Genomic DNA, 25,436 nt, shown 5'->3' on the forward strand with positions numbered 1-25,436 from the left:
GGTGGAGGCATGACGATGAACACCCGAACCCTCGGAACCACCGGCCCCCGGGTCTCCGCCCTCGGCCTCGGCTGCATGGGCATGTCCGCGCTGTACGGCGACGCCGACCGGGCCGAGTCCATCGCGACCGTCCATGCCGCGCTGGAGGCCGGCGTGACCCTGCTCGACACCGGCGACTTCTACGCCATGGGCCACAACGAGATGCTGATCGGCGAGGCGCTGCGCGGCGCGCCCGCAGGCCGCCGCGAACAGGCGCTGGTCAGCGTGAAGTTCGGCGCCCTGCGCGACCCCGACGGCGGCTGGAGCGGCTACGACGGACGGCCCGCCGCGGTGCGGAACTTCGCCGCGTACTCCCTGCAGCGGCTCGGTGTCGACCACATCGACGTCTACCGCATCGCCCGGCTCGACCCGGACGTGCCGATCGAGGAGACCGTCGGCGCCATCGCCGAACTCGTCGAGAAGGGCTACGTCCGCCACATCGGCCTGAGCGAGGTCGGCGCCGAGACCATCCGCCGGGCCGCCGCCACCGCCCCGATCGCCGACCTCCAGATCGAGTACTCGCTGATCTCCCGGGGCATCGAGGAGGAGATCCTGCCGACCACCCGCGCACTGGGCATCGGCATCACCGCCTACGGCGTCCTGTCCCGCGGCCTGATCTCCGGCCACTTCACCGGCGACCGCCGGCTCGCCCCCGACGACTTCCGCTCGCTGTCGCCCCGCTTCCAGGGCGACAACCTCCGGCACAACCTGAACCTGGTCGAGGCCCTGCGCGCGATCGCCGAGGAAAAGGGCGTCACCGTCGCCCAGATCGCCATCGCCTGGGTGCTCTCCCGGGGCGAGGACATCGTGCCGCTCGTCGGCGCCCGCAGCCGGCAGCGGCTGACCGAATCCCTCGGCGCCCTCGATGTGACGCTGGACGCCGCCGACCTCGCCGCGATCGAGCGCGCGGTGCCCGCCGGCGCCGCCGCGGGCGACCGCTACCCGGCCGCGCAGATGGCCCACCTCGGCAGCAAGTAGCACCCGGCGGTACGGTCTCCTGCATGGCACCGACCTCCGAAGCCCTGACCGCCGAGCGCATCCTCGAAGCCACCGAGGACGTGCTGCGCCGCCACGGCCCGGCCAAGGCCACCGTGGTGGACGTGGCCCGCGCGCTCGGCGTCAGCCACGGCAGTGTCTACCGGCACTTCCGGACCAAGGCGGCGCTGCGCGAGGCGGTGACCAAGCGCTGGCTGGACCGTACGTCGGCGGTGCTGGCCGGGATCGTCGCGGAGGGCGGACGCGACCCGGAGACCCGGCTGCGGGACTGGCTGCTGGCCCTGTTCGACGCCAAGCGGCACAAGGCCGGGGACGACCCCGAGCTGTTCGCCACGTACACCGTGCTGACCGCGGAGAACAGCGACGCGGTGGACGAGCACATCGAGGAACTGACCGGTCAGCTCGCCGAGATCGTCCGCTCGGGCGTGGCCTCCGGCGCCTTCGCCTCCGCCGACCCGCTCACCACCGCCCGCGCCGTCTTCCAGGCCACCGCCCGCTTCCACGACCCCGGCTACCACCGGGAGTGGGAACGGCCGGGGGCCCAGGACGAGTTCGAGGCCGTGGTGGAGCTGCTGGCGCGAGGGCTGCGGGCGGTCTGACGGCTCAGGTCTCCTTGGTCGTCCGCCCCAGGTAGGTGGCCCCGCCCGGGTCCGGCACCTGGATCTCGTGGAAGCCCATCCGGTCGTAGAAGGCCCGCGCCCGGGTGTTGGCCGTCGCCATGGACAGGTGGACGGCCGGGACCCCGCCGGTGTGCAGGGCGTGGAGGAACGTCCGCATCAGGGCGCGGCCGTGGCCCTTGCCCTGCCAGTCGGGGAGCAGGTCGATGTGCAGATGGGCGGGGTAGACCAGCAGCTCCTGCAGGACCATCCGCTCGGGGTGGTGGAGCAGCGCGGCGATCGTCTCGTCGGGGGTCGTGGGCGGGCCCTCGGGAGCCGGGTAGCGGTCGGCGACCGTCGGCAGCCACTTGTGGCGGAAGTCGGCGGCGAAGCGGGGGGTGTCGGCGGTGCCGACGATGTACCCCACCGCCTGTCCCCGGCCGTCGTCGAGGACGAAGGCGAGCTCCGGCTCCAACTCGGCGTAGGGGGCGGAGAACGTGGCCGGGAAGACGCCGGGATCCGCGTAGAAGGGTCGGCTGTCGCCGCCCACGTGGGCGGTGCGGACGCAGATGTCGTCGAGCGCGGCGCGGTCCGCGGGGCGATAGGGGCGTACGGCGGGCAGTGGGGTCACCCGTGCATCCTGCCGTGTATGGGAGCGCTCCCACAAGATACTTGCGGGAGGCGGGCCCGCCCGGTCAGGCGACGGACGGGTCCACGGTCGCCTGGTGCGCCTGAGCCAGATGCTCCTCGGCCTTCAGCCACGGCAGGAACTGCGCCGAGATGCGCCACCCGCAGGTCTCGCACCTGACCGTGCGCTGCACTCCGGCCCGCCGCACCTGTACGACGTGCTCGCGTCCGTGCTGGTCCCAGCGGGTGACCTTGCTCGTGTTGATCGGCGGCACGACGCCTCCAGAGTCCCGGGAAGTCAAGGAGGAGTGTGCAGCAAGACCGTGATCGACAGGGGCCCTCTTCACAGGGAGTTGGCCAACCTGTGTCCTGCGGGCCATGGGCGGCTACGCGTGGAGACGACTCCGGTCGCTTGCCCGCACCGTCTCGAGTCGCCGTGCCGTGCGTTCCGCGGTGCCGCGCGCCCAGGGGCCGGTGGTGAGCAGGCCGAGGACCAGGACCGCCAGCCCGCAGGCCGTGAGGATCCACCAGCCCGGTGCCGCGGCCGACACGAACGCCTCCCGGTACGACGCGGTGCCGATACCCGCCGCCAGTACCGCTCCGACGACGGCGACGCCGAGGGTCTGGCCCAGTTGCCGGCTGGTGGAGGCGACGGCCGCCGCGACCCCGGCCTGGGCGCGCGGCATCCCGGAGACCGCCGTGTTGGTGATGGGCGCGTTGACGAACCCGAAGCCGATGCCGAACAGGACGTACCCGGTGAAGAGACCGGCATGGGACGTCTCCGCGTCGAACAGGGCGAACAGCAGCGCGCTCACCGTCATCGAGACCCCCGCGACCAGCAGCGGCACCCGAGGTCCCCGGCTGCCCACCAGCCGCCCCGACAGGGGAGCGCACAGGAAGGTCGGCACGGCCATGGGCAGCATCCACAGCCCCGCCTCCAGGGCGCTGAGCCCGCGCACGTTCTGCAGATACAGCGTCGACAGGAACAGGAACCCGCCCAGCCCCGCGAACGCACTGACCGCGATCACCGTCGCCCCGCTGAACGGCGCCGAACGGAAGAAGCGCAGGTCGATCAGGGGTTCGGCACGGCGCGGTTCGTACCGGAGCAGCGCCACCAGCGCGACCACCGCCAGTACCGCGAAGGGAACGGCCGCGGTCGGGGCGTGCGGCGCCTCGATGATCGCGTACGTCAGCGCGCCGAACAGCACGATCACCAGCACCTGCCCGACCGGGTCGACCCGGCGGGGCTCGGGTGCCCGGGACTCGGGCACGTACCGCAGGGTCAGCAGCAGCGCGGCGATCCCCACCGGCAGGTTGATCCAGAAGATCGAGCGCCAGCCGACGGAGTCCACCAGCAGCCCGCCCACCAGCGGCCCCGCGGCCATCGAGATGCCGACCACCGCCCCCCAGGCGCCGATCGCGCGGGCCCGCTCCCGGGGATCGGTGAAGGTGTTGGTGATGATCGACATGGCGACCGGGTTGAGCATGGAACCGCCGACGGCCTGGACCGTCCGGGCCGCGATCAGCAGCTCCAGGCTGGGTGCCAGGGAACACAGCAGCGAGCCGAGCGTGAACACGACCAGCCCCGCCATGAAGACCCGCTTGCGGCCGATCCGGTCTGCCGTGGAGCCCGCGAGCATCAGCAGGGACGCGAGGACCAGGGTGTAGGCGTCGATCGTCCACTGGAGCCCGGCGGTGTCGGCGTGCAGGTCTTCCTGCAGCGACGGCAGTGCCACGTTCAGCACGGTGTTGTCCAGGCTCACGATGAGCAGGCTCATGCAGCAGACGGCGAGGACCAGCAGGCGGCGGCGGGGGCTGAGCTCGGGCATGCGCTCCAGCGTAACCCGAAATTCGATAGTGCGGTTAACTAAAGAATTTTACGAACTCATTGCACGGCACAATGGAGGCATGCCCAAGCCCCTGCAGATCGGCCCGCACACTGTTCAGCCGCCCGTCGTCCTGGCCCCCATGGCCGGGATCACCAACGCGCCCTTCCGCACCTTGTGCCGGGAGTTCAGCGGCGGCAAAGGGCTGTTCGTCAGCGAGATGATCACCACTCGGGCGCTGGTCGAGCGCAACGAGAAGACCATGCAGCTGGTCCACTTCGACGCCACCGAGAAGCCCCGCTCGATCCAGCTGTACGGCGTGGACCCGGCGACCGTCGGCAAGGCCGTCCGCATGATCGCGGAGGAGGACCTCGCCGACCACATCGACCTGAACTTCGGGTGCCCGGTGCCGAAGGTGACGCGCAAGGGCGGCGGGTCGGCACTGCCGTACAAGCGGAATCTGCTGCGGGCGATCCTGCGCGAGGCGGTCTCCGGGGCCGGGGAGCTGCCGGTGACGATGAAGATGCGCAAGGGCATCGACGACGATCACATCACCTACCTCGACGCCGGCCGGATCGCGGTCGAGGAGGGCGTCACGGCGATCGCGCTGCACGGCCGTACCGCCGCGCAGCACTACGGCGGCACGGCCGACTGGGAGGCCATCGCCCGCCTGAAGGAGCATGTGCCGGAGATCCCGGTGCTCGGCAACGGCGACATCTGGTCGGCCGAGGACGCGGTCCGGATGATGCGGGAGACCGGCTGCGACGGCGTCGTCGTCGGGCGGGGGTGCCTGGGGCGGCCGTGGCTGTTCTCGGACCTGGTCGCCGCCTTCGAGGGCCGCCCCGAGGACATCGCGCGTCCCGCGCTGCGCGAGGTCGCCGACGTGATGGTCCGGCACGCCACGCTCCTCGGCGAGTGGATCGGCGACGAGGCGCGGGGCGTCATCGACTTCCGCAAGCACGTCGCCTGGTACCTGAAGGGCTTCGCCGTCGGCTCCGAGATGCGCAAAAGGCTCGCCGTCACCTCGTCGCTGTCGGAACTGCGGTCCGGACTCGACGAGCTGGACCTCGATCAGCCCTGGCCGCTCGGGGCGGACGGGCCGCGGGGCCGTACGTCGGGCAACAACCGGGTCGTCCTGCCGGACGGCTGGCTGAAGGACCCGTACGACTGCGCGGGTGTGAGCGAGGACGCGGAGCTGGACACCTCCGGCGGCTAGTCCTTGGTGGGGTGGGGTGTTGAGCCGTAGGCCGTCAGGAAGCGGTCGCGGAAGGCGTCCATCTTCCAGACCGGGGCGTCGGGGGCGGGTTGCAGGCCCTCCGTCCAGTTCCAGTCCGTGATCTTCTCCAGCACCTCCGGGTCCTTGGCCACGAGGGAGACGGGGACGTCCCGGCTCGCGTTGTCGCCGCTGACCCTGGCGATCGGCTGGTGGTCGCCGAGGAAGACCAGGACCGTGTCCTCGGTGCCGTAGCGCTCCAGCCACTGGGTCAGGGACGTCACCGAGTACTCGATCGACCTGCCGTACTCCTCCCGGGACTTGGTGGTGTCCGTGATGACGTCCTGCGCCTTCTCGCCGTCCCGCTGGACGGCGTCGAAGAGCGAGCCGTCGCCCAGGTCGTCCCAGTCGACCAGCGTGGGGATCGGCGCCCAGGGCTGGTGGCTGGAGGTCAGGATGATCTCCGACATCAGGGGCTTGTCGCGCTTCTTGCCGTGGACCATGCGCTGGAAGGCCTCCAGTGCGTACTGGTCCGGCATGGTCGACCAGCTGAACTTCGGTCCCTGGTACCCGAGTCCGAAGGCGTCGTAGACCTTGTCCAGGCCGTAGAAGTCGGCCTCCGGCCAGGCCTTCTGGATGCCCGGCATGATGCCCACCGTGTCCCAGGCGCCGGTCTTCCGGAACGCCTTGGTGAGGGACAGATGGTCGCCGGAGGTGACGGTGGTGTAGCGCTGCTGGTTGTCGATCCACAGGCCGGACAGGAACGTCGAGTGGCCCAGCCAGCTGCTGCCGCCGTAGGTCGAGGAGGTCAGCCAGCCGCTCCGCGCCCGGTAGCCCGCCGCCTGGAGCGACTTGGTGCTCGCGTCGAGCGTGTCCGTCACGCCCGGTGCCATGACCGGGTCCTCGATGGCGCTTCTGCCGTAGCTCTCGATGAACGAGAAGATCACGTCCTTGCCGCGCAGGTCGGGCAGGAGCTGGGCGGGCGGAGTCGCGCCGAAGGTGTCCGCCCTCGCCTCCTTCGCGAAGGCCGCCTCGTCCTTCAGGGTGGCCTGCACCCGCCTCGCCTGGATCGCCAGCGCGGAGGCCGCCCGGTCGGCGGCGAGGGGCATGCCGGCCGGCTGGAGGCCGAGGGTGGAGCAGGTGATCCAGACCGTCCCGGCGACGAGGGTGGCCTTGGTGGCCCGCTGTCGGTGGCCGGCGAGGAAGGTGGCGAGGCGGACGGTGGCCAGGGCGGTGAGGACGAGGAGGAGTACGGCGACCAGGACGGCGCCGATGGTCGCGGTGAGCGTGGTGGCGGCGCCCATCGAGTCCTTCATGTACCCCTGGGCGTCGTCGAGGAGGGACCAGTCGAGGACGAGGTTGAAGCCCCGGCCCAGGTAGGCGCGGAACCCCATGTCCAGGAAGTTGAGAACGGTGAGTGCACCGAGGGCGGTGCCCGCCACGGCCGCGAGGGCGATGCGCGGACGCCGGGGCAGCGCGAGCAGGACGGCGCCACCGACGATCGCTTCCGCGGGGATACGGGCGAAGCGGTTGGGACGCAGGGCGGCCAGGCTGTTGGGGAGGAGAAGGGCGCCCAGGACCAGCACCGCGCAGAGAACGGTGACGACCAGTGACTTCCAGCCCCGGCCACCCGAACTCCGGTTCTTGGCGGCACTGCGGTCCTTGGCCGCGTCGACGTCCTCGCTTGCGCCGCCGTCCGCGCCCGCGCTGCCGTTCTCCGCCGCGCCGCGTTGTCCGCCCGAGCCGCCGTCCTCGCCCGCGGTCGTGCCGCTGTCCCTGGCTGGGCCGCTGTCCCTGGCTGGGCCGCTGTCTCCGGGCGGGCTGCCGTCCTTGGCCGCGCTGCTGTCCTTGGCCGCGGTGGCCTTACCCGCCGCGCCGCTTTGTCCGCCCGAGCCCCCGTCCTTGTCCGAGTCGCCGACCCCGCCCGCGTTCACGTCCTCGGCTGTGCCGCCGTCCGCGCCCGCGCTGCGGTTCTCCGCCGCGCCGCCTTCTTCGGCCGCGCCCGCTTTGCCGTCCTCGGCCGTGCCGCCGTCCCCGCCCGAGCCGTCTTCGCCCGACGGGGCGTCTTCCCCCGGCGGGGCGGTTGTGGCGGGCGAAGGTATCGCCGCCTCCGTGGTTGTGGCCTCGGGGGGCGTTGGTTGCGGTGGGCGGTGTAGGCGCGTGAAGGCGGGCACCCGGTGGTCCTTCCGTGCGGTCCCTGGTGGCGGGGGCCCGCCGTGATGTCGTACGGGCCCGCACCCGCGCTTGTTCAGCCCGTCCGCCCCACCGTTCGGTGAACAACCGGGGCGCTACGCCCCGCCCACCGCCGTCAGCAGGGCCAGGGGGGCCGTCGCCGAGCGGGACTCCCGGACGCAGGCGTGGGGGTAGGGGACCGGCTCGGGGTGGGTGTCGCGGCCGTAGCCCGCCAGGACCTCCGGCAGGCGGTGGCCCGTGGTCGTCGCCGCGTCGACCAGGGCGTGCGCCACGGTCCGGGCCTCGTCGTGCAGGCCGTAGCGGGACAGGCCGAGGGTGATCAGCGCGTTGTCGTGCGGCCACACCGAGCCGCGGTGGTAGGAGAGCGGGTGGTACGCAGGCTGGCCCGCGGCCAGGGTGCGTACGCCCCAGCCCGAGAAGAAGTCCGCCTCCAGCAGGCGCCGGCCCACCAGTGCGCCGTACTCCTTGTCCAGCAGGCCCGACCAGAGCAGATGCCCGGCGTCCGAGGCCAGCGCGTCCACCTGGCGGCCCTCGCCGTCCAGGGCCAGCGCCGGGAAGGAGTGCTCCGGCATCCAGAAGTCCCGCTGGAAACGGTCCCGCAGGTCGCCGGCCGCCTGCTCCAGCAGCGCCGCGTACGTCGCGTCCGCCCACACCGTCCGCGACAGCCCGGCCGTGCGCCGCAGCGCGTCGTACGCGTAGCCCTGCGCGCCCGCCGCCATCACCGGGCCGCTCGCCCGGGTGCCGTCGGCCCAGCAGATGGCGCCGGGGGAGTCCTTCCAGTTCTGGTTGGCCAGGCCGCCGCGGTCGGCGCGGTAGACCAGGTAACCGCGGGAGGTCAGGCCGCCGTGGTCCAGCATCCAGGCGACGGCGGCCCGGGCGTGCGGTTCCAGCCGGCGGGCCAGGACGACGTCCCCGGTGTGTTCCACGTACGCGCCCAGCAGGACCAGGAAGAGCGGGGTCGCGTCCACCGAGCCGTAGTAGCGGCCGTACGGCACCTGGCCGAAGTGGGCCAGCTCGCCATGCCGGACCTCGTGCACGATCTTGCCGGGCTGCGCCACCGAGGCCGTGCCCGTCTCCCGGGCCTGGGTGGCGGCCAGCGCGGGCAGGACGGCCGCCGCGAGGGCCGGGCGGTACGGGAGGGCGAACAGGGAGGTGAGCAGGGCGTCCCGGCCCAGCAGGGTCAGGAACCAGGGGGCGCCCGCGGCCGGTACCCGGACCTCCTCGCCGTCCAGACCCGTCGCCGGGATCTGCAGCGAGGCCAGGTCCGCCAGGCCCCGGGCGCAGGCCGCCGCCAGCTCGGGCCAGCCGGTGGGGAAGGAGACGCCCGTCACGAACTCGCCCTCCAGGGCGATCAGCTGGTCGTTCAGCGCGGCGGGGGAGCGCGGTACGCGCAGCGCCCGCTTGTCGCCGTGCGGGCGGGCCATCACCCGCAGCGCCAGTTCCGCCGAGCCGTGCGGGTCCAGGTCCAGGGTCCAGACCAGGCGCCGCGCGCCGGTTCCGGTCTCCTCCACCGCGTCCGGGGCCGGCTCGGCGGTGACCGTCGTACGGGATCGCCATTCACCGCGCCGGTAGGTGAACTCCAGGCCGTGGTCGAGGACATGGCGGGAGCGGGTGGCGCCGGTCTTGGTGTAGGTGCGGTGGTCGGAGCGCAGTTCGAACTGGTCGGTGAAGTCCGCGTCCGCGGTGATCGCCAGGCGGACCGTGGAGGGGACGGGGAGGTTGCTGGTCACCCGCAACAACTCCACGAACGAGCCGTCCCCCACCGCCTGTTCGCGGAAGAGCGTGTACGCCGGGGGCTCCTGGCGGCCGCCCCGGGGGACCAGGACGCAGCGGGCGGTGTCTCCGTCGGCCACCGGGGTCAGCGCCTCCGGCACCGCGCCGTCCAGCGTCAGCTGCCAGCGGCTGAGGTGCCGGGCGTCACGGACGAACAAGCCGTCCGGCGAGCCGACGCCCCGCACACCGCTGATGTCCCCGCCGTCCCCCACGGCGGCGAACGTCTCCCCGTGCACGAGCAGATGATGGCGCTCCGTCATCCCCGGTCCCCTCCCTTGACTTCCCTCACGCCGTACGGGTCCCTCGCGGGCTCGTCGTGCAGCAGGTCGAGCGCGAGCGCCGCGGTCCAGCTGAAGTCGGCGGTGCCGCAGGCCGCGCCGGTGTACGGGTCGACGTACTCCGCGAATCCGGAGCTGCCGGCCAGTTCCAGCACCGAGCGCCGCAGCGCGTCGGCCGCATGGTGCTCGCCGTGGGTGCGCAGGCCGCGCTCGATCAGCCACGCGGTGTTGAACCAGGCCGGGCCGCGCCAGTAGCGGTGCGGGTCGAAGGCCTCGCCGAGCAGGTCGTAGCTCGGCACCAGACGGGTGGTGTCGCCGAGCGAGAAGTGCGGTCCGCGGGCGGTGCGCACCAGGGCCTCGGCGGTTCTGCCCGGCAGCGTGGGCACCAGGAGCGGGATCAGGCCGGAGACCGACCGCTCCGGGATCAGCCCGCCGCCGCGCACGTCCCGGCAGCAGAACATCTCGCGCTCGGGGTCCCACAGGCGCTCCACCAGGGCGCCCGTCAGGCGCTCGGCGCGCGCGTGGCGGGCGGTGCCCGTCGCTCCCAGTTCGCGGGCGATCCGGGCCAGGGCGTGCTCGGAGGCGATGAGCAGGGCATTGAAGGCCGGGTCCTCCACGGCGAACGCGCCCGTCCCGTCGGCGTAACCGCCGTCCCGGTAGTCCGTCGCCAGCCGGACGTACCGCCCGTAGTCCAGATCCGTCGGCCGGTCCTCGGGGGCGCCGTGGTCCAGGTCGGCGCGGCGGAAGGAGCGCGCCGGGGCGGGGGCGACGCGGGCCAGCGGGGCGTCCCAGCAGGGGCTGTTGTCCATACCCTGTTCCCACGGGTGCACGACGGAGGCGAGGCCGCCGCCGCCCAGGTCACGCCGGTGCAGCAGATAGCGGTGCCAGGCCGCCAGCTTCGGGTAGACCCGGGCCAGGAAGCCGCTCCCGCGGGACAGGCCGGGGTCGGCCAGGTGCACCAGCCAGGCGGCCAGGGCGTGCACCGGTGGCTGCACGATGCCGGACGTCTGTACGGTGCGCGGGGCGCCCGCAGCGCGCCCCGCGGTCGAGGAGCGCCAGAAGTCGGGGCTCGGGAAGTACGCGTCGAGCGGCACGGAGGGGTTGAAGACGATGTGCGGGATCCGTCCGTCGCCCCACTGGGCGGCCAGCAGCGTCTCCAGCTCGGTCTGGGCCCGTAACGGCGACAGATGCCGCAGGCCGATCGCGATGAACGCCGAGTCCCAGGACCACTGGTGCGGATACAGCCCGCGCGACGGGACCGTGGAGGCACCCGTCCAGTTGGACTCCAGGACCCGGGCGGCCGCGAGGTGCAGCGAACCTGCCGTGCCGGCCGGGTCGTATACGAAGGGCCGCTGTGCGGGGCGGGCGGCTAAAGCGGCGATGCGATCCACTCGGGACTCCCCGGAGACGACTGGGCTGATCGGTTCGGCAGTGGCTACCGTAGGGTTACGTCTATTTAACACGCAAAACTCAATATGTAATGCAAGCTTGAGAAACACAAGGGGGTGCGCATGACGGGTCGCGGTCAGGTCAGCGCCGGCGATCTGCTCGAACTGGTCCGCACCGGCCGGGCCACCACGCGCGGGGCCCTGCAGCAGGTCACCGGGCTGTCCCGGGCCACCGTCGGGCAGCGCCTGGACCGGCTCTTCCGCGCGGGCTGGCTGCGCGAGGGCGCCGGCGGCCCGGTCGACTCCCCGCTGGGTGGGCGCCCCTCGATCACCCTGGAGTTCGACGACGCGCACGCCGTCGTCCTCGCCGCCGACCTCGACACCCGGCACGCCCGCGCCGCCGTCCTGACGCTGACCGGCGAGATCCTCGCCGAGCACGGCGGCACCTTGGTCGTCGAGGACGGTCCCGAGGCGGTCCTCGGCGAACTGGGCCGCTGGTTCGCCGACCTGCTGGGGAAGGCCGGCCACCGGGCCGGCGAGGTCTGCGGCATCGGACTCGCGGTGCCGGGCCCGGTCGACAGCGAGACCGGCCGGGTGATCCAGCCGCCGATGATGCCCGGCTGGGACGGCTACGACATCACCGGCCGTCTCGCCAGATCCTTCACCGAGCACACCGCGGCGCCCCGGGTGCCGGTCCTCGTCGACAACGACGCCAACCTCATGGCGTACGGCGAGCAGCGCACCGCATACCCCGACTGCTCGGCGTTCGTGCTGGTCAAGGTCTCCACCGGGATCGGCGCGGGCGTCGTCGTGGACGGCTCGCTCTTCCGGGGCATCGACGGGGGCGCCGGGGACATCGGGCACATCCGGGTGGGCGCCGACGCCCTGTGCCGCTGCGGGTCCTACGGCTGTCTCGCCGCCGTGGCGAGCGGCGGTGCCGTGGCCCGGCGGCTGGCCGAGGCCGGGGTGCGGGCGGCGTCCGGCTCGGATGTGCGGGAGCTGCTGGCGACGGGGCATCCGGAGGCCGTGGGCCTGGCCCGGGAGGCGGGACGGCAGGTCGGGGACGTGCTGGCGACCGTGGTGACGCTGCTCAACCCCGGGGTGCTGATGATCGCGGGCGACCTGGCCGGGACGCCGTTCCTGACCGGCGTGCGCGAGCTGCTCTACCAGCGGGCGCTGCCGCGCTCCACCGCTCATCTGGAGGTCGTCACCTCCCGGCTGGGCGAGCGGGCCGGTCTGGTCGGGGCCGGAGCGCTGGTCGTGGAGCATCTGTACGCGCCCGAGCGGGCCGAGGAGCGGCTCACCGCGCTCGGCGTGTGACCGGCGCGTTTCCGGTCTCACGCCACGTCCGCATGGTGAAATCCCGGCGGCTGTGGCAGCGTGATTCTCGCCACCCTTGATAAGGGTTGCGCTCAGATGAGCGAATCATGGGCTACTGCACTTCTCCAAGGGGTGGCACTCGGTGCCACCCCTTGATCGTTCATCGAGCGAACTCAGACGTGGAGAGAGCCGCTCAGGTGAGCGCATTCTCTGGGTCCGGGGAGGTGTATTCGTTCAAGAAGTGAACACATGGCGGTGCGCTTCCTTGCCAAGCTTTGACTTTCGATCCGGTGGGTGACGACTGGTTACAGGCGCATGACGCACAAGTGGACGTACCCAGGCGCCTTCGATCTGGGTATGTTCCTCGCCGTCAGGGCAGCCACCGAGTCCTCGAGGAGTTGGGACCCGTGTCGGAAAACAAAAAGTTCGTTTACGACTTCACCGAGGGCAACAAGGAGCTCAAGGACCTTCTGGGCGGTAAGGGTGCGAACCTCGCCGAGATGACCAACCTGGGCCTCCCCGTCCCCCCCGGCTTCACGATCACCACCGAGGCCTGCAAGGTCTACCTCGACAGTGGCGAGGAGCCGGCGGCACTGCGTGACGAGGTGAGTGCGCACCTCGACGCCCTCGAGGCCAAGATGGGCAAGAAGCTCGGCCAGGCCGACGACCCCCTCCTCGTATCGGTACGTTCCGGTGCCAAGTTCTCCATGCCCGGCATGATGGACACGGTGCTGAACATCGGCCTGTCCGACAAGTCGGTGCAGGGCCTGGCCAAGCAGGCCGGCGACGACCGGTTCGCCTGGGACTCCTACCGGCGCCTCATCCAGATGTTCGGCAAGACCGTCCTCGGCGTCGACGGCGAGCTGTTCGAGGAGGCGCTGGAGGCGGCGAAGGCGGCCAAGAAGGTCACCGTCGACACCGAGCTGGAGGCGGCCGACCTCAAGAAGCTCGTCGCCAAGTTCAAGAAGATCGTCAAGACCGAGGCGGGCCGGGACTTCCCGCAGGACCCGCGCGAGCAGATGGACCTCGCCATCAAGGCGGTCTTCGACTCCTGGAACGGCGACCGCGCCAAGCTGTACCGCCGTCAGGAGCGCATCCCGCACGACCTGGGCACGGCCGTCAACGTCTGCTCGATGGTCTTCGGCAACCTGGGCCCGGACTCGGGCACCGGCGTCGCCTTCACCCGTGACCCGGCCTCCGGCCACCAGGGCGTGTACGGCGACTACCTGCAGAACGCGCAGGGCGAGGACGTGGTGGCGGGCATCCGCAACACCGTGCCGCTGGCGGAGCTGGAGACGATCGACAAGAAGTCGTACGACCAGCTGATGCAGATCATGGAGACCCTGGAGAACCACTACAAGGATCTCTGCGACATCGAGTTCACCATCGAGCGCGGCCAGCTCTGGATGCTGCAGACGCGCGTCGGCAAGCGCACGGCGGGCGCGGCCTTCCGGATCGCCACCCAGCTGGTGGACCAGGGCCTGATCGACGAGACCGAGGCGCTCCAGCGCGTCAACGGCGCCCAGCTCGCGCAGCTGATGTTCCCGAAGTTCGACGAGGAGGCCAAGACCCAGCAGGTCGGCCGGGGCATCGCGGCCTCGCCGGGCGCGGCGGTCGGCAAGGCGGTCTTCGACTCGTACACGGCCGTGAAGTGGTCGCGTTCGGGCGAGAAGGTCATCCTGGTCCGCCGGGAGACCAACCCCGACGACCTGGACGGCATGATCGCGGCCGAGGGCATCCTGACCTCCCGCGGCGGCAAGACCTCCCACGCGGCCGTGGTCGCCCGGGGCATGGGCAAGACCTGTGTCTGCGGCGCCGAGGAGCTGGAGGTCGACACCAAGCGGCGCCGGATGACCGTGCCGGGCGGGCATGTGGTGGAGGAGGGCGACCTCATCTCCATCGACGGCTCCAGCGGCAAGGTGTACCTCGGTGAGGTGCCGGTCGTCCCCTCTCCCGTCGTGGAGTACTTCGAGGGCCGGATGCACGCGGGCGCCAACGACGCCGACGAGCTGGTCGAGGCCGTGCACCGGATCATGGCGTTCGCCGACCGCAAGCGCCGACTGCGGGTGCGCGCCAACGCCGACAACGCCGAGGACGCGCTGCGGGCCCGCCGCTTCGGCGCCCAGGGCATCGGCCTGTGCCGGACCGAGCACATGTTCCTCGGTGACCGGCGTGAGCTGGTCGAGCGCCTCATCCTGGCCGACACGGAGGCCGAGCGCGAGGAGTCCCTGAAGGCGCTGCTGCCGCTGCAGAAGCAGGACTTCGTGGAGCTGTTCTCGGCGATGGACGGTCTGCCGGTGACGGTCCGCCTCCTCGACCCGCCGCTGCACGAGTTCCTGCCGGACATCACCGAGCTGTCGGTGCGGGTGGCGCTGGCGGAGGCCCGCAAGGACCCGCACGAGAACGAGCTGCGGCTGCTCCAGGCCGTGCACCGGCTGCACGAGCAGAACCCGATGCTGGGTCTGCGCGGCGTACGCCTCGGCCTGGTCATCCCCGGCCTGTTCACCATGCAGGTACGGGCCATCGCGGAGGCCGCGGCCGAGCGCAAGAACGCCAAGGGCGACCCGCGTGCGGAGATCATGATCCCGCTCGTCGGCACGGTCCAGGAGCTGGAGATCGTCCGCGAGGAGGCCGACGCGGTGATCGCGGAGGTCGAGGCGGCCACCGGCACCCAGCTGAAGCTGGCGATCGGCACGATGATCGAGCTGCCGCGCGCCGCCCTGACCGCCGGTCAGATCGCGGAGGCGGCGGAGTTCTTCTCCTTCGGCACGAACGACCTCACCCAGACGGTGTGGGGCTTCAGCCGGGACGACGTGGAGGCATCGTTCTTCACGGCCTACCTGGAGAAGGGCATCTTCGGCGTCAGCCCCTTCGAGACGATCGACAAGGACGGCGTGGGCTCGCTGGTCGCCGCCGCCGCGAAGGCCGGCCGCGAGACGCGCCCCGACCTCAAGCTCGGCGTCTGCGGCGAGCACGGCGGTGACCCGGAGTCGGTGCACTTCTTCCACGAGGTGGGTCTGGACTACGTCTCCTGCTCGCCGTTCCGCATCCCGGTCGCCCGCCTGGAAGCGGGCCGTGCGGCCACCCAGTCGGAGGGCAGCGACCACCGCTGACCTTCCCAGGCTCCGGAGCCGTCGCGGGTCCCCGACCCTCAGTACCGATCCACGGCGGCTCCGGAACGCGAGAAGGGGGCGGCACCCGTGCGGGGGTGCCGCCCCTTGGCGCGTTCTACTCCGTTCCGGCCCGGCGCCGGCGGACGGCCATCAGTACGCCCCCGCCGGCGAGGATGACGACCGCGCCGCCGCCCGCGAGGTAGGGGGTGGCGCCGTCGCCGCCGGTCGCGGCGAGGTCGGTGTCGTCGGCGGTGTCCTTGCCCGCGTCGTCGGCCGAGTCGTCGGCCGCGTCGTCGGCCGGTTCGAAGTCGGCGGGCGGCTGGTCGCAGCCGATGCCGTCCGCGTCGCGGTCCAGATGGCTGCCGTAGTGCTCGTCGCCCTCGGCGATGTTCGCGTACCCGTTGGCGTACGCCTCGGAGCAGTTCTCGAACGGGTGAGTGCCCTCGTGGGCCTGGGCGGCGCCGGGCGTCACGGCCAGCGCGAACGCGGCCACGGCTAAGGCGGCGGGCATGCGGAACAGGTTCATGGAACCCCCCTTGGTCCGGAATTGAGGTGTTGACCGTATTGAGGGGCGCATGGTGGCGCGGCGGTTCGACGGACCTGTGATGCAAGCGTGACGTGACCGGGCGGTAGCTCTGCGCCACCGCCCGGCCGTGGAGGCTAGGCCCGGAACGGACCCGTCACCTCGTAGGTGATGCCGCCCGAGGAGCTGCCCGTCGTGCCGCGCTGGCTGGAGAAGTACAGGCGGCGGCCGTCGGGGGAGAAGGCCGGGCCGGTGATCTCCGAGCCGGACTGGCCGTCGATGCGCAGGAAGGGGGCGATGACGTCGTCCGGGGTGATGACGCAGATCTCCATGGTGCCGCCGTCCTCGGCGACGAACAGGTCACCGGAGGAGGAGCCGGTGATGTTGTCCACGCCGGTGAGGGGGGCCGTGCCCGACGTCACCAGGGAGTCGTCGTAGGCCAGCTCGTAGGTGTTGTTGAGGAGGTTGAGCTGCCAGACCCGGTTGTCGCCCTTCGTGGTGAACCACACCTTGTCGTCGGCGTAGTGGCAGCCCTCGCCGCCGTTGAAGGACTTCGAGCCGGAGACCTGGGTGCGGGTGGTGGTGGGGGAGCCGTCCGGGTCGGGGACGTTCGCCCAGCTGAAGGAGCCCGAGGTGCCGGAGCCCGCGACCATCACCTGGAGGGTGCCGGAGGAGAGGTTGCCCCAGGTGTTCGGCACGAAGCGGTAGAAGCGGCCGTTCGTCTCGTCCTCGGTGAGGTAGACGACCTTGCGGACCGGGTCGGCGGCCGCCGCCTCGTGCTTGAAGCGGCCCATCGCGTCCCGCCGCACGGCCGCGTTCACGCCCCACGGGTCCGTCTCGTAGACGTAGCCCAGGGAGACCTCCTCGCAGGACAGCCAGGTGTTCCACGGCGTCTTGCCGCCCGCGCAGTTGGTGCGGGTGTTCGACAGGATGCGGTACGCCCCCGTGATCGCGCCGGTGGCGGAGAACTTCACCGCGCTCACCCCGCCGCCCGGGTTGATCTCCGAGTTGGAGACATAGATCCAGCCCGTGCCGTCCGCGTAGCAGGCCCCGCCGTCGGGGGCGTTGTGCCAGGTGTACGACGTCCCGGGGACCGTCTGACCGGACCGGGCTATCACCCGGCTGGTGAAGCCGCTGGGCAGCCGGATGCCGCGGGCGTCCGGCGCGCCGAGCGCCCCGTACGGGCCGGTGCCGGGCTGGGCGGGCGCGGCGTACGCGGCGCCGCGCCACAGGGTTCCGCCGAAGACGGCGGAGGACCCGCCGAGGACGGCCGCACGCAGGACAGTACGACGTTCCACTCTCGCTCCAAGGGAGGAGTGACCGCCCCGCCACCGGTCGGCGGCGGGGGCCGTGCGGAGAGGGACGCTAGGGCGGCGGGGTTACCGTGCCCAGGGGCACCGGGTTGACAGTCCATGGACAGGTCGTGACGTTCCGCGGAGCGCGTCCTCTCGTAGGCTGAGCGGGAGCCCGCGGCGGAGGGAGCCCGGTCATGGCCGGCTGGAACACCGGGGACGTCCCCGACCAGAGCGGACGCGTCGCCGTGGTCACCGGCGCCAACAGCGGTATCGGGTACGTCACCGCACGCGAGCTGGCCCGCCGGGGCGCCCGGGTGGTGCTCGCCTGCCGCAGCGAACGGCGCGGCGCCGAGGCCGGGGACCGGCTGGTGACCGAGGTACCGGGCGCGGAGGTGGAGTACGCGCGGCTCGACCTCGGGGACCTCGCCTCGGTACGGGAGTTCGCGTCCTGCCTGCCGTACGACCGGCTCGACCTCCTCGTCAACAACGCCGGGGTGATGGCGCTGCCCTACGGGACGACCACGGACGGGTTCGAGCGGCAGTTCGGGGTCAACCATCTGGGGCACTTCGCGCTCACCGGGCTGCTGCTGCCGGTGCTGCTGCGGACCCCGGGGGCCCGGGTGGTGACCGTCTCCAGCCTCATGCACACCGTGTCCACCGTCGACCTCACCGACCTCAACAGCGAGCGCCGCTACCGGCGCTGGATCGCCTACAGCCGGTCCAAGACCGCCAACCTGCTGTTCACGCACGAGTTGGCGCGCAGGCTCGCCGCGCACGGGTCGGACGTGGTGGCGGCCGCGGCCCACCCGGGGTACGCGGCGACCAACCTCCAGGCGGCGGGGCCCCGGATGGCGGGCCGCCGGATCGCCGAGCGCGTCATGGGGCTCGGCAACCGGGTCGTCGCCCAGTCCGCCGACGCCGGCGCCCTGCCCACGCTGTACGCGGCCACCGCACCCGGCGTGGCGCCCGACTCCTTCACCGGGCCGTCCCTCGCGGGCTGGCGCGGCGCGCCGGCACCGTCCTGGCGGGCGCCCTGGACCGTCGACGACGCGCTGGGGCAGCACCTGTGGGCCGCCTCCGAGCGGCTGACCGGGGTGGCCTACGACGCCCTGACCGCGTGAGGGTCAGTCCTTGCGGCCCGTCACGGCGACCGTGACACCGAGGCCGATCATGGTCATCCCGCCGACTCCGCCCACCGCCGACAGCCGCCTGGGTGAGCGGGCGAACCAGCCCCGGGCGGTTGCCGCGACCAGTCCCCAGACGCTGTCGGAGGCGAGCGCGATGACGTTGAAGACCAGGCCGAGCAGCAGCATCTGAGCCGTCACCTGGCCCGCGCCCCGGTCCACGAACTGGGGCAGCACGGCCGCGAAGAACACGATCGTCTTGGGGTTGGTCACGCCCACCGCGAACCCCTCCCAGAAGGTGCGCGCACTGCCCGGCCCGGCGACCCCCGCCGGGTCCTCGGCGAACGCGGCCCGCAGCGCCCCGCGCTCCCGCCAGGCCCGGATACCCAGGTACACGAGGTAGGCGGCACCGGCGAGCTTGAGGGCCGTGAACACCAGCACCGAGCGCTCCACGACCGAGCCGACCCCGAACGCCACCGCCAGGACCAGCACATAGGCCCCGGCGGTGTTGCCCGCCACGGTCGTCAGGGCGGCCCGCCGGCCCTGGGCGAGGGCCCGGCCGACGACGAAGAGCACGCTGGGTCCGGGGACCACGATCAGCAGGAACGACATGGCCGCGAAGGCGAGGAGACGATCGGTGGGCACCATGCCGCCATGGAAGCAGCGCCCGCCCCCGCTCGGCCAGCCGTTTTCTCAGGCGGTGGCCCCGCCGTCCAGCACCGGGCCGGTACCGACGGCCGTGCGGACCGGGTGCGTCCGCACCCGTACCGACTCGTCGTCCAGGCACTGCCCGGAGGCGAGGTCGAACCGCTGCTTCAGCAGGGGGGAGGCCACGAAGGGCCGCCCCTGGTGGGTGCCGGTCAGTCCCCGGGAGAGGACCCCGGCCCCGCTGAACGGGTCGCGGTTGTCGATGGCGTACAGCGTGCCGGCACGGTCGCGGAAGAGGGCCGCCTGGCTGCCGTCCGGCAGCAGGGCCGCCACTCCGCGGCCCGGGAGCAGTCGGCTCAGGTCGCAGACCGTGAACCAGGTGTCCTCACCGGAGTCCAGCTGGAGCTGGACCTTGAGGTCGGTCGTCTCGGGGGCCAGGGTCATCGCTGGGCGCTTCCTTCCAGGGGGCGGCGGCCGATGGACAGCAGCGGCAGGTCGGGCTTGATCTGGTCGCGCTCGGGGACGAAGCCGACGACCGGGTCGGGGGTGTCCGGCGCGTTCACGAAGGACACGAACCGGGCCAGCTTCTCGGGGTCGTTGATGGTCTCGGCCCACTCGTCGCGGTAGTGGTCGACATGGGCCGCCATCAGGGACTCCAGCTCCTCGCAGATCCCGAGGGAGTCCTCGACGACCACGTCCCGCACGTGGTCCAGGCCGCCCGGGATCCGCTCCAGCCAGGTCGAGGTGCGCTCCAGCCGGTCGGCGGTGCGGATGTAGAACATCAGGAACCGGTCGATCAGGCGGATCAGTTCGGCGTCGGAGAGGTCCTGGGCGAGCAGGTCCGCGTGGCGCGGGGTGGCGCCGCCGTTGCCGCCGACGTAGAGGTTCCAGCCGTTGGCGGTGGCGATCACGCCGAAGTCCTTGGACTGGGCCTCGGCGCACTCGCGCTGGCAGCCCGAGACCGCCGACTTGAGCTTGTGGGGTGACCTGAGCCCTCGGTAGCGCAGCTCCAGGTCGATCGCCATCCGGACGGAGTCCTGCACGCCGTAGCGGCACCAGGTCTGGCCCACGCAGGACTTCACCGTGCGCAGCGACTTGCCGTAGGCGTGGCCGGACTCGAAGCCGGCGTCCACCAGCCGGGTCCAGATCAGCGGGAGCTGCTCGACGCGGGCGCCGAACATGTCGATGCGCTGGCCGCCGGTGATCTTCGTGTAGAGCCCGAAGTCGCGGGCGATCTCGCCGATCACGATCAGCTTCTCCGGGGTGATCTCACCGCCGGGGATGCGGGGCACGACCGAGTACGAGCCGTTCTTCTGGAGGTTGGCGAGGAAGTGGTCGTTGGTGTCCTGCAGCGCCGCCTGCTCGCCGTCGAGGACATAGCCCTCGGCGCCGATGGCCGGGGCGAGGGAGGCGATGATCGAGGCCACCGTGGGCTTGCAGATCTCGCAGCCGTCGCCGCCCCGGGCGCCGTCCCGGCCGTAGCGGTCCAGCAGGTCCTGGTACTTGTTGATGCGCAGGGCGAGGACGATCTCGTAGAGCTCCTCGCGGGTCTGGCCGAAGCAGCCGCACAGGCCCTTGTCGACCTCGACGCCGGACGCCTCCAGCTCGGCGGTGACCAGTTGGCCGAGCACCTTGACGCAACTGCCGCAGCCCGTACCGGCCTTGGTGCACTTCTTCACCTCGGGCACGGTCGTGCACTGGTGGTCGGTGACCGCGCCGCGGATGGTGCCCTTGGAGACGTTGTGGCAGGAGCAGATGATCGCTTCGTCGGGCAGGGCGGACGGGCCGAGCTGGACCGGGGCGCCCGCGCCGGCCGGCAGCACCAGCGACTCGGGGGAGACCGGCGGGACCGAGCCGGTGAAGGCGCGCAGGGTGCCGTACGCCTCCGCGTCGCCGACCAGGATGCCGCCGAGCAGGGTGCCGTCGCGGCCGATGACCAGCTTCTTGTACAGGCCCGCGCGGGAGTCGGAGTAGACGACGTCCAGGCAGTCCTCGGTGGTGCCGTGCGCGTCGCCGAAGGAGGCGACGTCCACGCCGAGCAGCTTCAGCTTGGTGGACAGGTCTGCTCCCGTGAACGCGGCCTCGTCGGCGGCGATCGTGGCGGCGGCCGTCTCGGCCTGCTCGTAACCGGGCGCGACCAGGCCGTACACCCGGCCGTCGGCGGCCAGCGCGCACTCGCCGATCGCGAACACGTGCGGGTCGTTCACCGTGCGGCACTGCTCGTCGACCGCGATGCCGCCGCGCTCGCCGACGGTGAGGCCGCAGTCGCGGGCCAGTTGGTCGCGGGGGCGGACACCGGCGCTGAACACCACCAGGTCGGTGGCGAGTTCGGAGCCGTCGGAGAGCTTCATGCCGGTGACGGCGCCCTCCTCGTCGACGACGATCTCCTGCGTGCCCACCCCCGTGTGCACGCTCAGGCCCATGTCCTCGATCGTGCGCAGCAGCGCCGCGCCGCCGCCCTCGTCGACCTGCACCGGCATCAGCCGCGGCGCGAACTCCACGATGTGGGAGGTCAGTCCGAGGCCCTTGAGCGCGCCGGCCGCCTCCAGGCCGAGCAGACCGCCGCCGACCACGGCGCCGGTGGTCGCCTTCTTGGCGTACTCCTCGATCGCGAGCAGGTCCTCGATCGTGCGGTAGACGAAGCAGCCCTCGGCGTCCTTGTTCGGGACGGGCGGCACGAACGGGAAGGAGCCGGTGGCGAGGACGAGCGTGTCGTACGCGAAGACCTGGCCCGACCGGGCGGTGACCTTCTTCGCGGCGCGGTCGATCGTCTCGGCCGGGTCACCGACGTACAGCTCGATCGCGTGCTTCTCGATGAACTCCATGTCCGTCATGGAGAGGTCCTCGGGTGTCTTGCCCGAGAAGTACGAGGTGAGCGCGACGCGGTCGTAGGCGGGACGCGGCTCCTCGCACAGCACGACCACGCGGTGGGTGGCGGTCAGGCCGCGCTCGGCGAGGGCTTCGAGGAAGCGCTGGCCGACCATGCCGTGGCCGACGAGCACGATCGTGGGGGTGGGCCCCGGGGTGGCGGTCATCAGGAGCCTCCGTCGTTGGTGAGCAGGTGGAGCAGGGGGGCGCCGTCCGTGGGGAGCGGCTCCGCTCCCTCCCAGGCGCGGGCGAGCGCGCCGACGGTGCCGAGTTCACCGACGAGCACGCCGCCCACCACGCGGTCGTCGCGGACGACGACCTTGCGGTAGGTGCCTCGGGTGGCGTCGGTGAGCTGGACGACGTCGTCGCCCGGGAGCGCCTCGGTCTCGCCGAACGCGGCGAGGTCGAAGGCGGAGTTGCCGTGCAGCGTCAGCCGGGTCAGCGACCGGGTGCCGGTGTAGCGGGCGGTGGCGTCCCCGGCGAGCAGTCCGGCGAGCGCGTCGGCCTGTTCCAGCGCCGGGGTGGCGAGGCCGTAGAGCGTGCCGTCGTGCTGGGCGCAGTCGCCGACGGCCCGGATGTGCGGGTCGGAGGTGCGCAGTTCGTCGTCGACGAGGATGCCCTTGTGGACGGCGAGCCCGGCGTCCTTGGCGAGCCCGGCGCGCGGGTGGACCCCGCAGGCCAGCACCACCAGGTCGGCGTCGAGGGCGTATCCGTCGGCCATCTCCACCGAGCGGACCGCGCCGCCGACGCAGCGCACGTCGCGCACCCGGCACTCGGTGTGGACCTCGACGCCGAGGTCCCTCAGATGCCGCAGCACCAGTTTGGAGGCGCCCGGGTCGAGCTGGCGCTCCATGAGCCGCTCGGACTGCTGGGCGAGGACGACCTGGGCGCCGCGCACGGCGAGCGCGCGGGCCGCGGAGACGCCGAGCAGCCCGCCGCCGATGACGACGGCGCGCACTCCGGGCCGTACCGCCTTGGACAGGCCCAGGCAGTCGTCCATGGTGCGGAACGCGTGCACGCCCTCGGGCAGCACATGATCGGCGGTGAACAGTCCGCGCAGCGGCGGCAGCACCGGGTTGGAGCCGGTGGCCAGGACCAGCGTGTCGTATGCGATCTTCGCGCCGTCCGCGCACTCGACGGTGCGCTCCTCGCGGTCGATGCGGGTGACCCGGGTGCGCAGGAGCCCGGCCGGGGTGGGCAGCGCGATCACCTCGGGGGCGTACCGCCCGGCCAGCACCTCGGCGAGGAGGACCCGGTTGTAGGGCCGGTGCTCCTCCTCGCCGATCAGCAGCGCGGGCGTGCCGAGCTCACCGAGCCGCCGGGCGAGCCGTACGCCCGCGAGGCCGGCGCCGATCACCACCACACGCGTATTCGAGGTCATGCCATTGAGCGTGCGGTGCGGGTGTTTCCCGACCGCATCACGTCTGTTTCCCGCGAGGAACGCTGCCCTCAGCGGGGCCCGGGGGGTGGTGTGAGGGTTTCCCGGGGACGGCCGGGGCGGGCTGTGAGGACGGGAAGGGTTCCGGGGGTCCTCGGCCAGGCGGTCTGGCTGTCTGGCTGTCTGTCGGCCTGGCGGCCCGGCGGTCTGGCGGTCGGGGGCCTGGTGGCTGGGCGGCCTGTCGGCCCTGCGGCCGAGGGGCCGGGGGCCGGGCGGTCGGGGGGCCGGGGGCCTAGCGCTTGTCGTGCAGCAGCAGGTCGATCATTCCCGTGGTGTCCTCCTCGCCCCGGTCCTGGGCGAGCAGCCGGTCCATCAAGGTCATGTACGGCGTCAGCAGTTCCGCGCTCACCCCCTGTTCCTCGGCGGTGCGCAGCAGGGTGGCGTTGCCCGCCGCCTGCATGGCGAGGTTGGAGACGACGTTCTTCGTGTAGTCCTCGCTCTCCAGCTGGTCGGCCGTGGAGTGGACGGTGTGCGCCATCGCGGTGAGCCAGCCCTGGAGCAGTGCCGCGAACTCCTTCGGCGCGATGTCCTCCCGGCGCACCAGCGCGAAGGCGTGGAAGATCCCGGCGAACATCCCGGTCATCGCGCTGAGCAGCGCCACGTCGTGCAGCGCGGCGAAGCCCGGGTCTGTGCCGACCCAACTGGTCCCGGCCGGGACGGCCAGGGTCTCGCGGTGCTCCTCGAAGAGCTCCGGGGAGCCGCTGTAGAAGACGTACGCCCCGCTGTCCGCGCCGCCGATCATCGGCGGTACGGCCATGATCCCGGCATCCACGAAACGCGCGCCGCGCTCCTCGGCCCAGGCGGCGCGGGCACGGCCCTGGGCCGGGGTGCCGGTGGTGAGGTTCACCAGGTCCCGGCCGGTGAGATCGGCGTCGGCGAGGGCCTCGCCGAGGGAGTCGTCGTCGAGGAGGCAGGCGATCACCAGGCGGTTGGCGGCCACCGCCCGGGCGGCGCTGCTCGCGACCGTGGCCCCCTCGGCGGCCAGCGCCTCGGCTCGGGCGGGGGTGCGGTTCCAGACGGTCACCGGATGTCCGGCGGCGAGCCAGGCACGGGCCAGGGCGGTGCCCATGGCGCCGGTGCCGAGCAGGGTGAGGGGGGTGCGCGGGGTCGGGGAGGAGGCGTTGTCAGTCATGGCGGTTAGCCTCGTAGAGAGTGAACGTCCTGCTCAAGTACGTACTTTGGAGTGGGCGCTTACCTCCGGGAAAGCATCGAGGCAGGGGGACCGACATGGCGACGGGGCGACGGCCGGGGTCGTACGTCTGCGGCATCGACGCGGCGATGGACGTGATCGGCGGCAAGTGGAAGGTGCTCATCCTGTGGGAGCTGTCGGTGCGTCCGCACCGCTTCGGGGAGCTGCGCCGCGGGCTGCCGGGGGTGACGGAGAAGGTGCTCGCCGCCCAGCTGCGGGAGCTGGAGGCGGACGGCATCGTGCACCGCGAGGAGTACGACGAGGTGCCGCCGCGCGTCGAGTACTCGCTGACACCGAAGGGCGTGAGCCTCAACACCGCCCTGGAACCGCTGGGCGACTGGGGCAAGAGCAACATCCTGGGCGGGTCAGCGGCTGCCGGTGAGGTGCGCGAAGACGACGACGTTGCCCTGATAGCCCGTGGCGCGTGAGTAGCCCCCGCCGCAGGTGATCACCCGCAGCTCCGGGCGGCGGGCCGCGCCGTAGACCTTCTCGTCGGGGAAGTCCCGGGCGTCGTACACCTCGACGGAGTCGACCGTGAAGACGGCGGTGCCTCCGTCGCGCCGGTCCACCTCCACCGTGCTGCCCTTGCGCAGGGCGCCCAGGCGGTAGAAGACGGCGGGCCCCTCGGCGTTGTCGACATGGCCCGCGACGATCGCGGTGCCGCGCTCGCCGGGGGTCGTCCCGGCCTCGTACCAGCCGGCCAGGTTCGTCCGCTCGGCGGGCGGGACGTCCAGGCTGCCGGCCGCGGTGAGGCCGAGGCCCATCAGGGGGGCGTTCACCCGGATCGACGGGATGCGGATCCGGTCGGGCGGGGACGGCGGCAGCGCGGGCGCGGCGGACGGCTGCCGGCCGGCGGGGTCGGCGTGCGCCTGGGCGGCGGACGGCTGCGGTGGGGGGTGCCGCTCGGCGCCGCTGCGCAGCAGCCAGGCCCCGGAGCACAGGGCGACCACGGTGACGGCCGCTATCGCGGCGTTGCTGTACTTGCGCAC

At 72.3% G+C, this 25,436-nt stretch carries 21 protein-coding genes; 7 read left to right on the top strand and 14 right to left on the bottom strand.

The genetic code is table 11. The features are described 5' to 3' along the window. The first annotated feature begins 9 nt into the window (after positions 1–9). Together ACWD11_RS27265 and ACWD11_RS27270 are read left to right on the top strand one after the other, a co-directional pair. On the top strand, positions 10–1,017 hold the full coding sequence (locus ACWD11_RS27265; RefSeq protein ID WP_451286125.1) for an aldo/keto reductase: 1,008 nt from the start codon (positions 10–12) through the stop codon (positions 1,015–1,017). A 23-nt stretch (positions 1,018–1,040) separates the two neighbouring features. Further along, on the top strand, positions 1,041–1,634 hold the full coding sequence (locus ACWD11_RS27270) for a TetR family transcriptional regulator (RefSeq protein WP_451286127.1): 594 nt from the start codon (positions 1,041–1,043) through the stop codon (positions 1,632–1,634). A 4-nt stretch (positions 1,635–1,638) separates the two neighbouring features. Here the strand turns inward: ACWD11_RS27270 and ACWD11_RS27275 are convergent, their stop codons facing one another. The 3 genes from ACWD11_RS27275 to ACWD11_RS27285 all read right to left on the bottom strand — a co-directional run bounded on the left by ACWD11_RS27275 (position 1,639) and on the right by ACWD11_RS27285 (position 4,087). Next, positions 1,639–2,262 (bottom strand): GNAT family N-acetyltransferase, encoded by a 624-nt coding sequence (locus tag ACWD11_RS27275; RefSeq protein WP_451286129.1) that lies wholly within the window; start codon positions 2,260–2,262, stop codon positions 1,639–1,641. A gap of 64 nt (positions 2,263–2,326) precedes the next feature. Further along, positions 2,327–2,533 (bottom strand): hypothetical protein, encoded by a 207-nt coding sequence (locus ACWD11_RS27280; RefSeq protein ID WP_389416146.1) that lies wholly within the window; start codon positions 2,531–2,533, stop codon positions 2,327–2,329. 111 nt (positions 2,534–2,644) lie between these two features. Continuing rightward, positions 2,645–4,087, bottom strand: coding sequence for an MFS transporter (locus tag ACWD11_RS27285; protein WP_451286131.1), 1,443 nt, complete (start codon positions 4,085–4,087; stop codon positions 2,645–2,647). Positions 4,088–4,166: 79 nt separating this feature from the next. On the opposite strand from ACWD11_RS27285, the gene dusB reads away from it, so the two are divergent. After that, positions 4,167–5,300: a tRNA dihydrouridine synthase DusB gene (gene dusB / locus ACWD11_RS27290; protein ID WP_389416148.1), complete on the top strand. Its 1,134-nt coding sequence runs from the start codon at positions 4,167–4,169 to the stop codon at positions 5,298–5,300. On the opposite strand, the gene ACWD11_RS27295 is transcribed toward dusB, so the two are convergent. From ACWD11_RS27295 to ACWD11_RS27305, 3 genes are all read right to left on the bottom strand, one after another. Then, entirely contained in the window at positions 5,297–7,471 is a 2,175-nt protein-coding gene (locus tag ACWD11_RS27295; RefSeq protein ID WP_451286133.1) for a CDP-alcohol phosphatidyltransferase, read from the bottom strand. The genes dusB and ACWD11_RS27295 overlap by 4 nt on opposite strands. A 114-nt stretch (positions 7,472–7,585) precedes the next feature. Continuing rightward, entirely contained in the window at positions 7,586–9,523 is a 1,938-nt protein-coding gene (locus ACWD11_RS27300; protein WP_451286135.1) for an amylo-alpha-1,6-glucosidase, read from the bottom strand. After that, complete coding sequence (locus tag ACWD11_RS27305; protein WP_451286137.1) at positions 9,520–10,932, bottom strand: MGH1-like glycoside hydrolase domain-containing protein; 1,413 nt, start codon at positions 10,930–10,932, stop codon at positions 9,520–9,522. Before ACWD11_RS27305 ends, ACWD11_RS27300 begins: the two co-directional genes overlap by 4 nt. A 120-nt stretch (positions 10,933–11,052) precedes the next feature. Between ACWD11_RS27305 and ACWD11_RS27310 the strand changes: the two genes are divergently transcribed. After that, positions 11,053–12,249: an ROK family protein gene (locus tag ACWD11_RS27310; protein ID WP_389416152.1), complete on the top strand. Its 1,197-nt coding sequence runs from the start codon at positions 11,053–11,055 to the stop codon at positions 12,247–12,249. A gap of 407 nt (positions 12,250–12,656) precedes the next feature. Next, positions 12,657–15,362, top strand: a complete 2,706-nt coding sequence (ppdK, locus tag ACWD11_RS27315; protein WP_451286139.1) for a pyruvate, phosphate dikinase — start codon at positions 12,657–12,659, stop codon at positions 15,360–15,362. Positions 15,363–15,477: 115 nt separating this feature from the next. Here the strand turns inward: ppdK and ACWD11_RS27320 are convergent, their stop codons facing one another. Then, positions 15,478–15,888, bottom strand: coding sequence for an LAETG motif-containing sortase-dependent surface protein (locus ACWD11_RS27320; protein ID WP_451286141.1), 411 nt, complete (start codon positions 15,886–15,888; stop codon positions 15,478–15,480). A 134-nt stretch (positions 15,889–16,022) separates the two neighbouring features. Then, positions 16,023–17,183 (bottom strand): alkaline phosphatase PhoX, encoded by a 1,161-nt coding sequence (locus tag ACWD11_RS27325; protein ID WP_389416155.1) that lies wholly within the window; start codon positions 17,181–17,183, stop codon positions 16,023–16,025. A gap of 191 nt (positions 17,184–17,374) precedes the next feature. Here ACWD11_RS27325 and ACWD11_RS27330 point away from each other — a divergent pair, with 191 nt between their 5' ends. Beyond that, the gene (locus ACWD11_RS27330; protein WP_451286143.1) at positions 17,375–18,301 is read left to right on the top strand and encodes an oxidoreductase; all 927 of its coding nucleotides are present in this window, start codon (positions 17,375–17,377) and stop codon (positions 18,299–18,301) included. Positions 18,302–18,304: 3 nt separating this feature from the next. Here the strand turns inward: ACWD11_RS27330 and ACWD11_RS27335 are convergent, their stop codons facing one another. From ACWD11_RS27335 to ACWD11_RS27355, 5 genes are all read right to left on the bottom strand, one after another. Beyond that, positions 18,305–18,952 (bottom strand): LysE family translocator, encoded by a 648-nt coding sequence (locus ACWD11_RS27335; RefSeq protein ID WP_451286145.1) that lies wholly within the window; start codon positions 18,950–18,952, stop codon positions 18,305–18,307. Positions 18,953–18,997: 45 nt separating this feature from the next. Then, complete coding sequence (nirD, locus tag ACWD11_RS27340; RefSeq protein ID WP_389416158.1) at positions 18,998–19,396, bottom strand: nitrite reductase small subunit NirD; 399 nt, start codon at positions 19,394–19,396, stop codon at positions 18,998–19,000. Continuing rightward, positions 19,393–21,987, bottom strand: a complete 2,595-nt coding sequence (gene nirB / locus ACWD11_RS27345; RefSeq protein ID WP_451286147.1) for a nitrite reductase large subunit NirB — start codon at positions 21,985–21,987, stop codon at positions 19,393–19,395. Before nirB ends, nirD begins: the two co-directional genes overlap by 4 nt. Beyond that, positions 21,987–23,201: an NAD(P)/FAD-dependent oxidoreductase gene (locus ACWD11_RS27350; RefSeq protein WP_389416160.1), complete on the bottom strand. Its 1,215-nt coding sequence runs from the start codon at positions 23,199–23,201 to the stop codon at positions 21,987–21,989. Before ACWD11_RS27350 ends, nirB begins: the two co-directional genes overlap by 1 nt. 289 nt (positions 23,202–23,490) lie before the next feature. Further along, positions 23,491–24,390, bottom strand: coding sequence for an NAD(P)-dependent oxidoreductase (locus ACWD11_RS27355; protein WP_389416161.1), 900 nt, complete (start codon positions 24,388–24,390; stop codon positions 23,491–23,493). A gap of 95 nt (positions 24,391–24,485) precedes the next feature. Between ACWD11_RS27355 and ACWD11_RS27360 the strand changes: the two genes are divergently transcribed. Beyond that, the gene (locus ACWD11_RS27360; protein WP_389416162.1) at positions 24,486–24,875 is read left to right on the top strand and encodes a winged helix-turn-helix transcriptional regulator; all 390 of its coding nucleotides are present in this window, start codon (positions 24,486–24,488) and stop codon (positions 24,873–24,875) included. On the opposite strand, the gene ACWD11_RS27365 is transcribed toward ACWD11_RS27360, so the two are convergent. Continuing rightward, positions 24,813–25,436, bottom strand: a complete 624-nt coding sequence (locus ACWD11_RS27365) for a class F sortase (protein WP_389416163.1) — start codon at positions 25,434–25,436, stop codon at positions 24,813–24,815. The two genes, ACWD11_RS27360 and ACWD11_RS27365, sit on opposite strands and share 63 nt — an antisense overlap.

It is taken from the genome of Streptomyces sp. NPDC002776 (assembly GCF_053592195.1).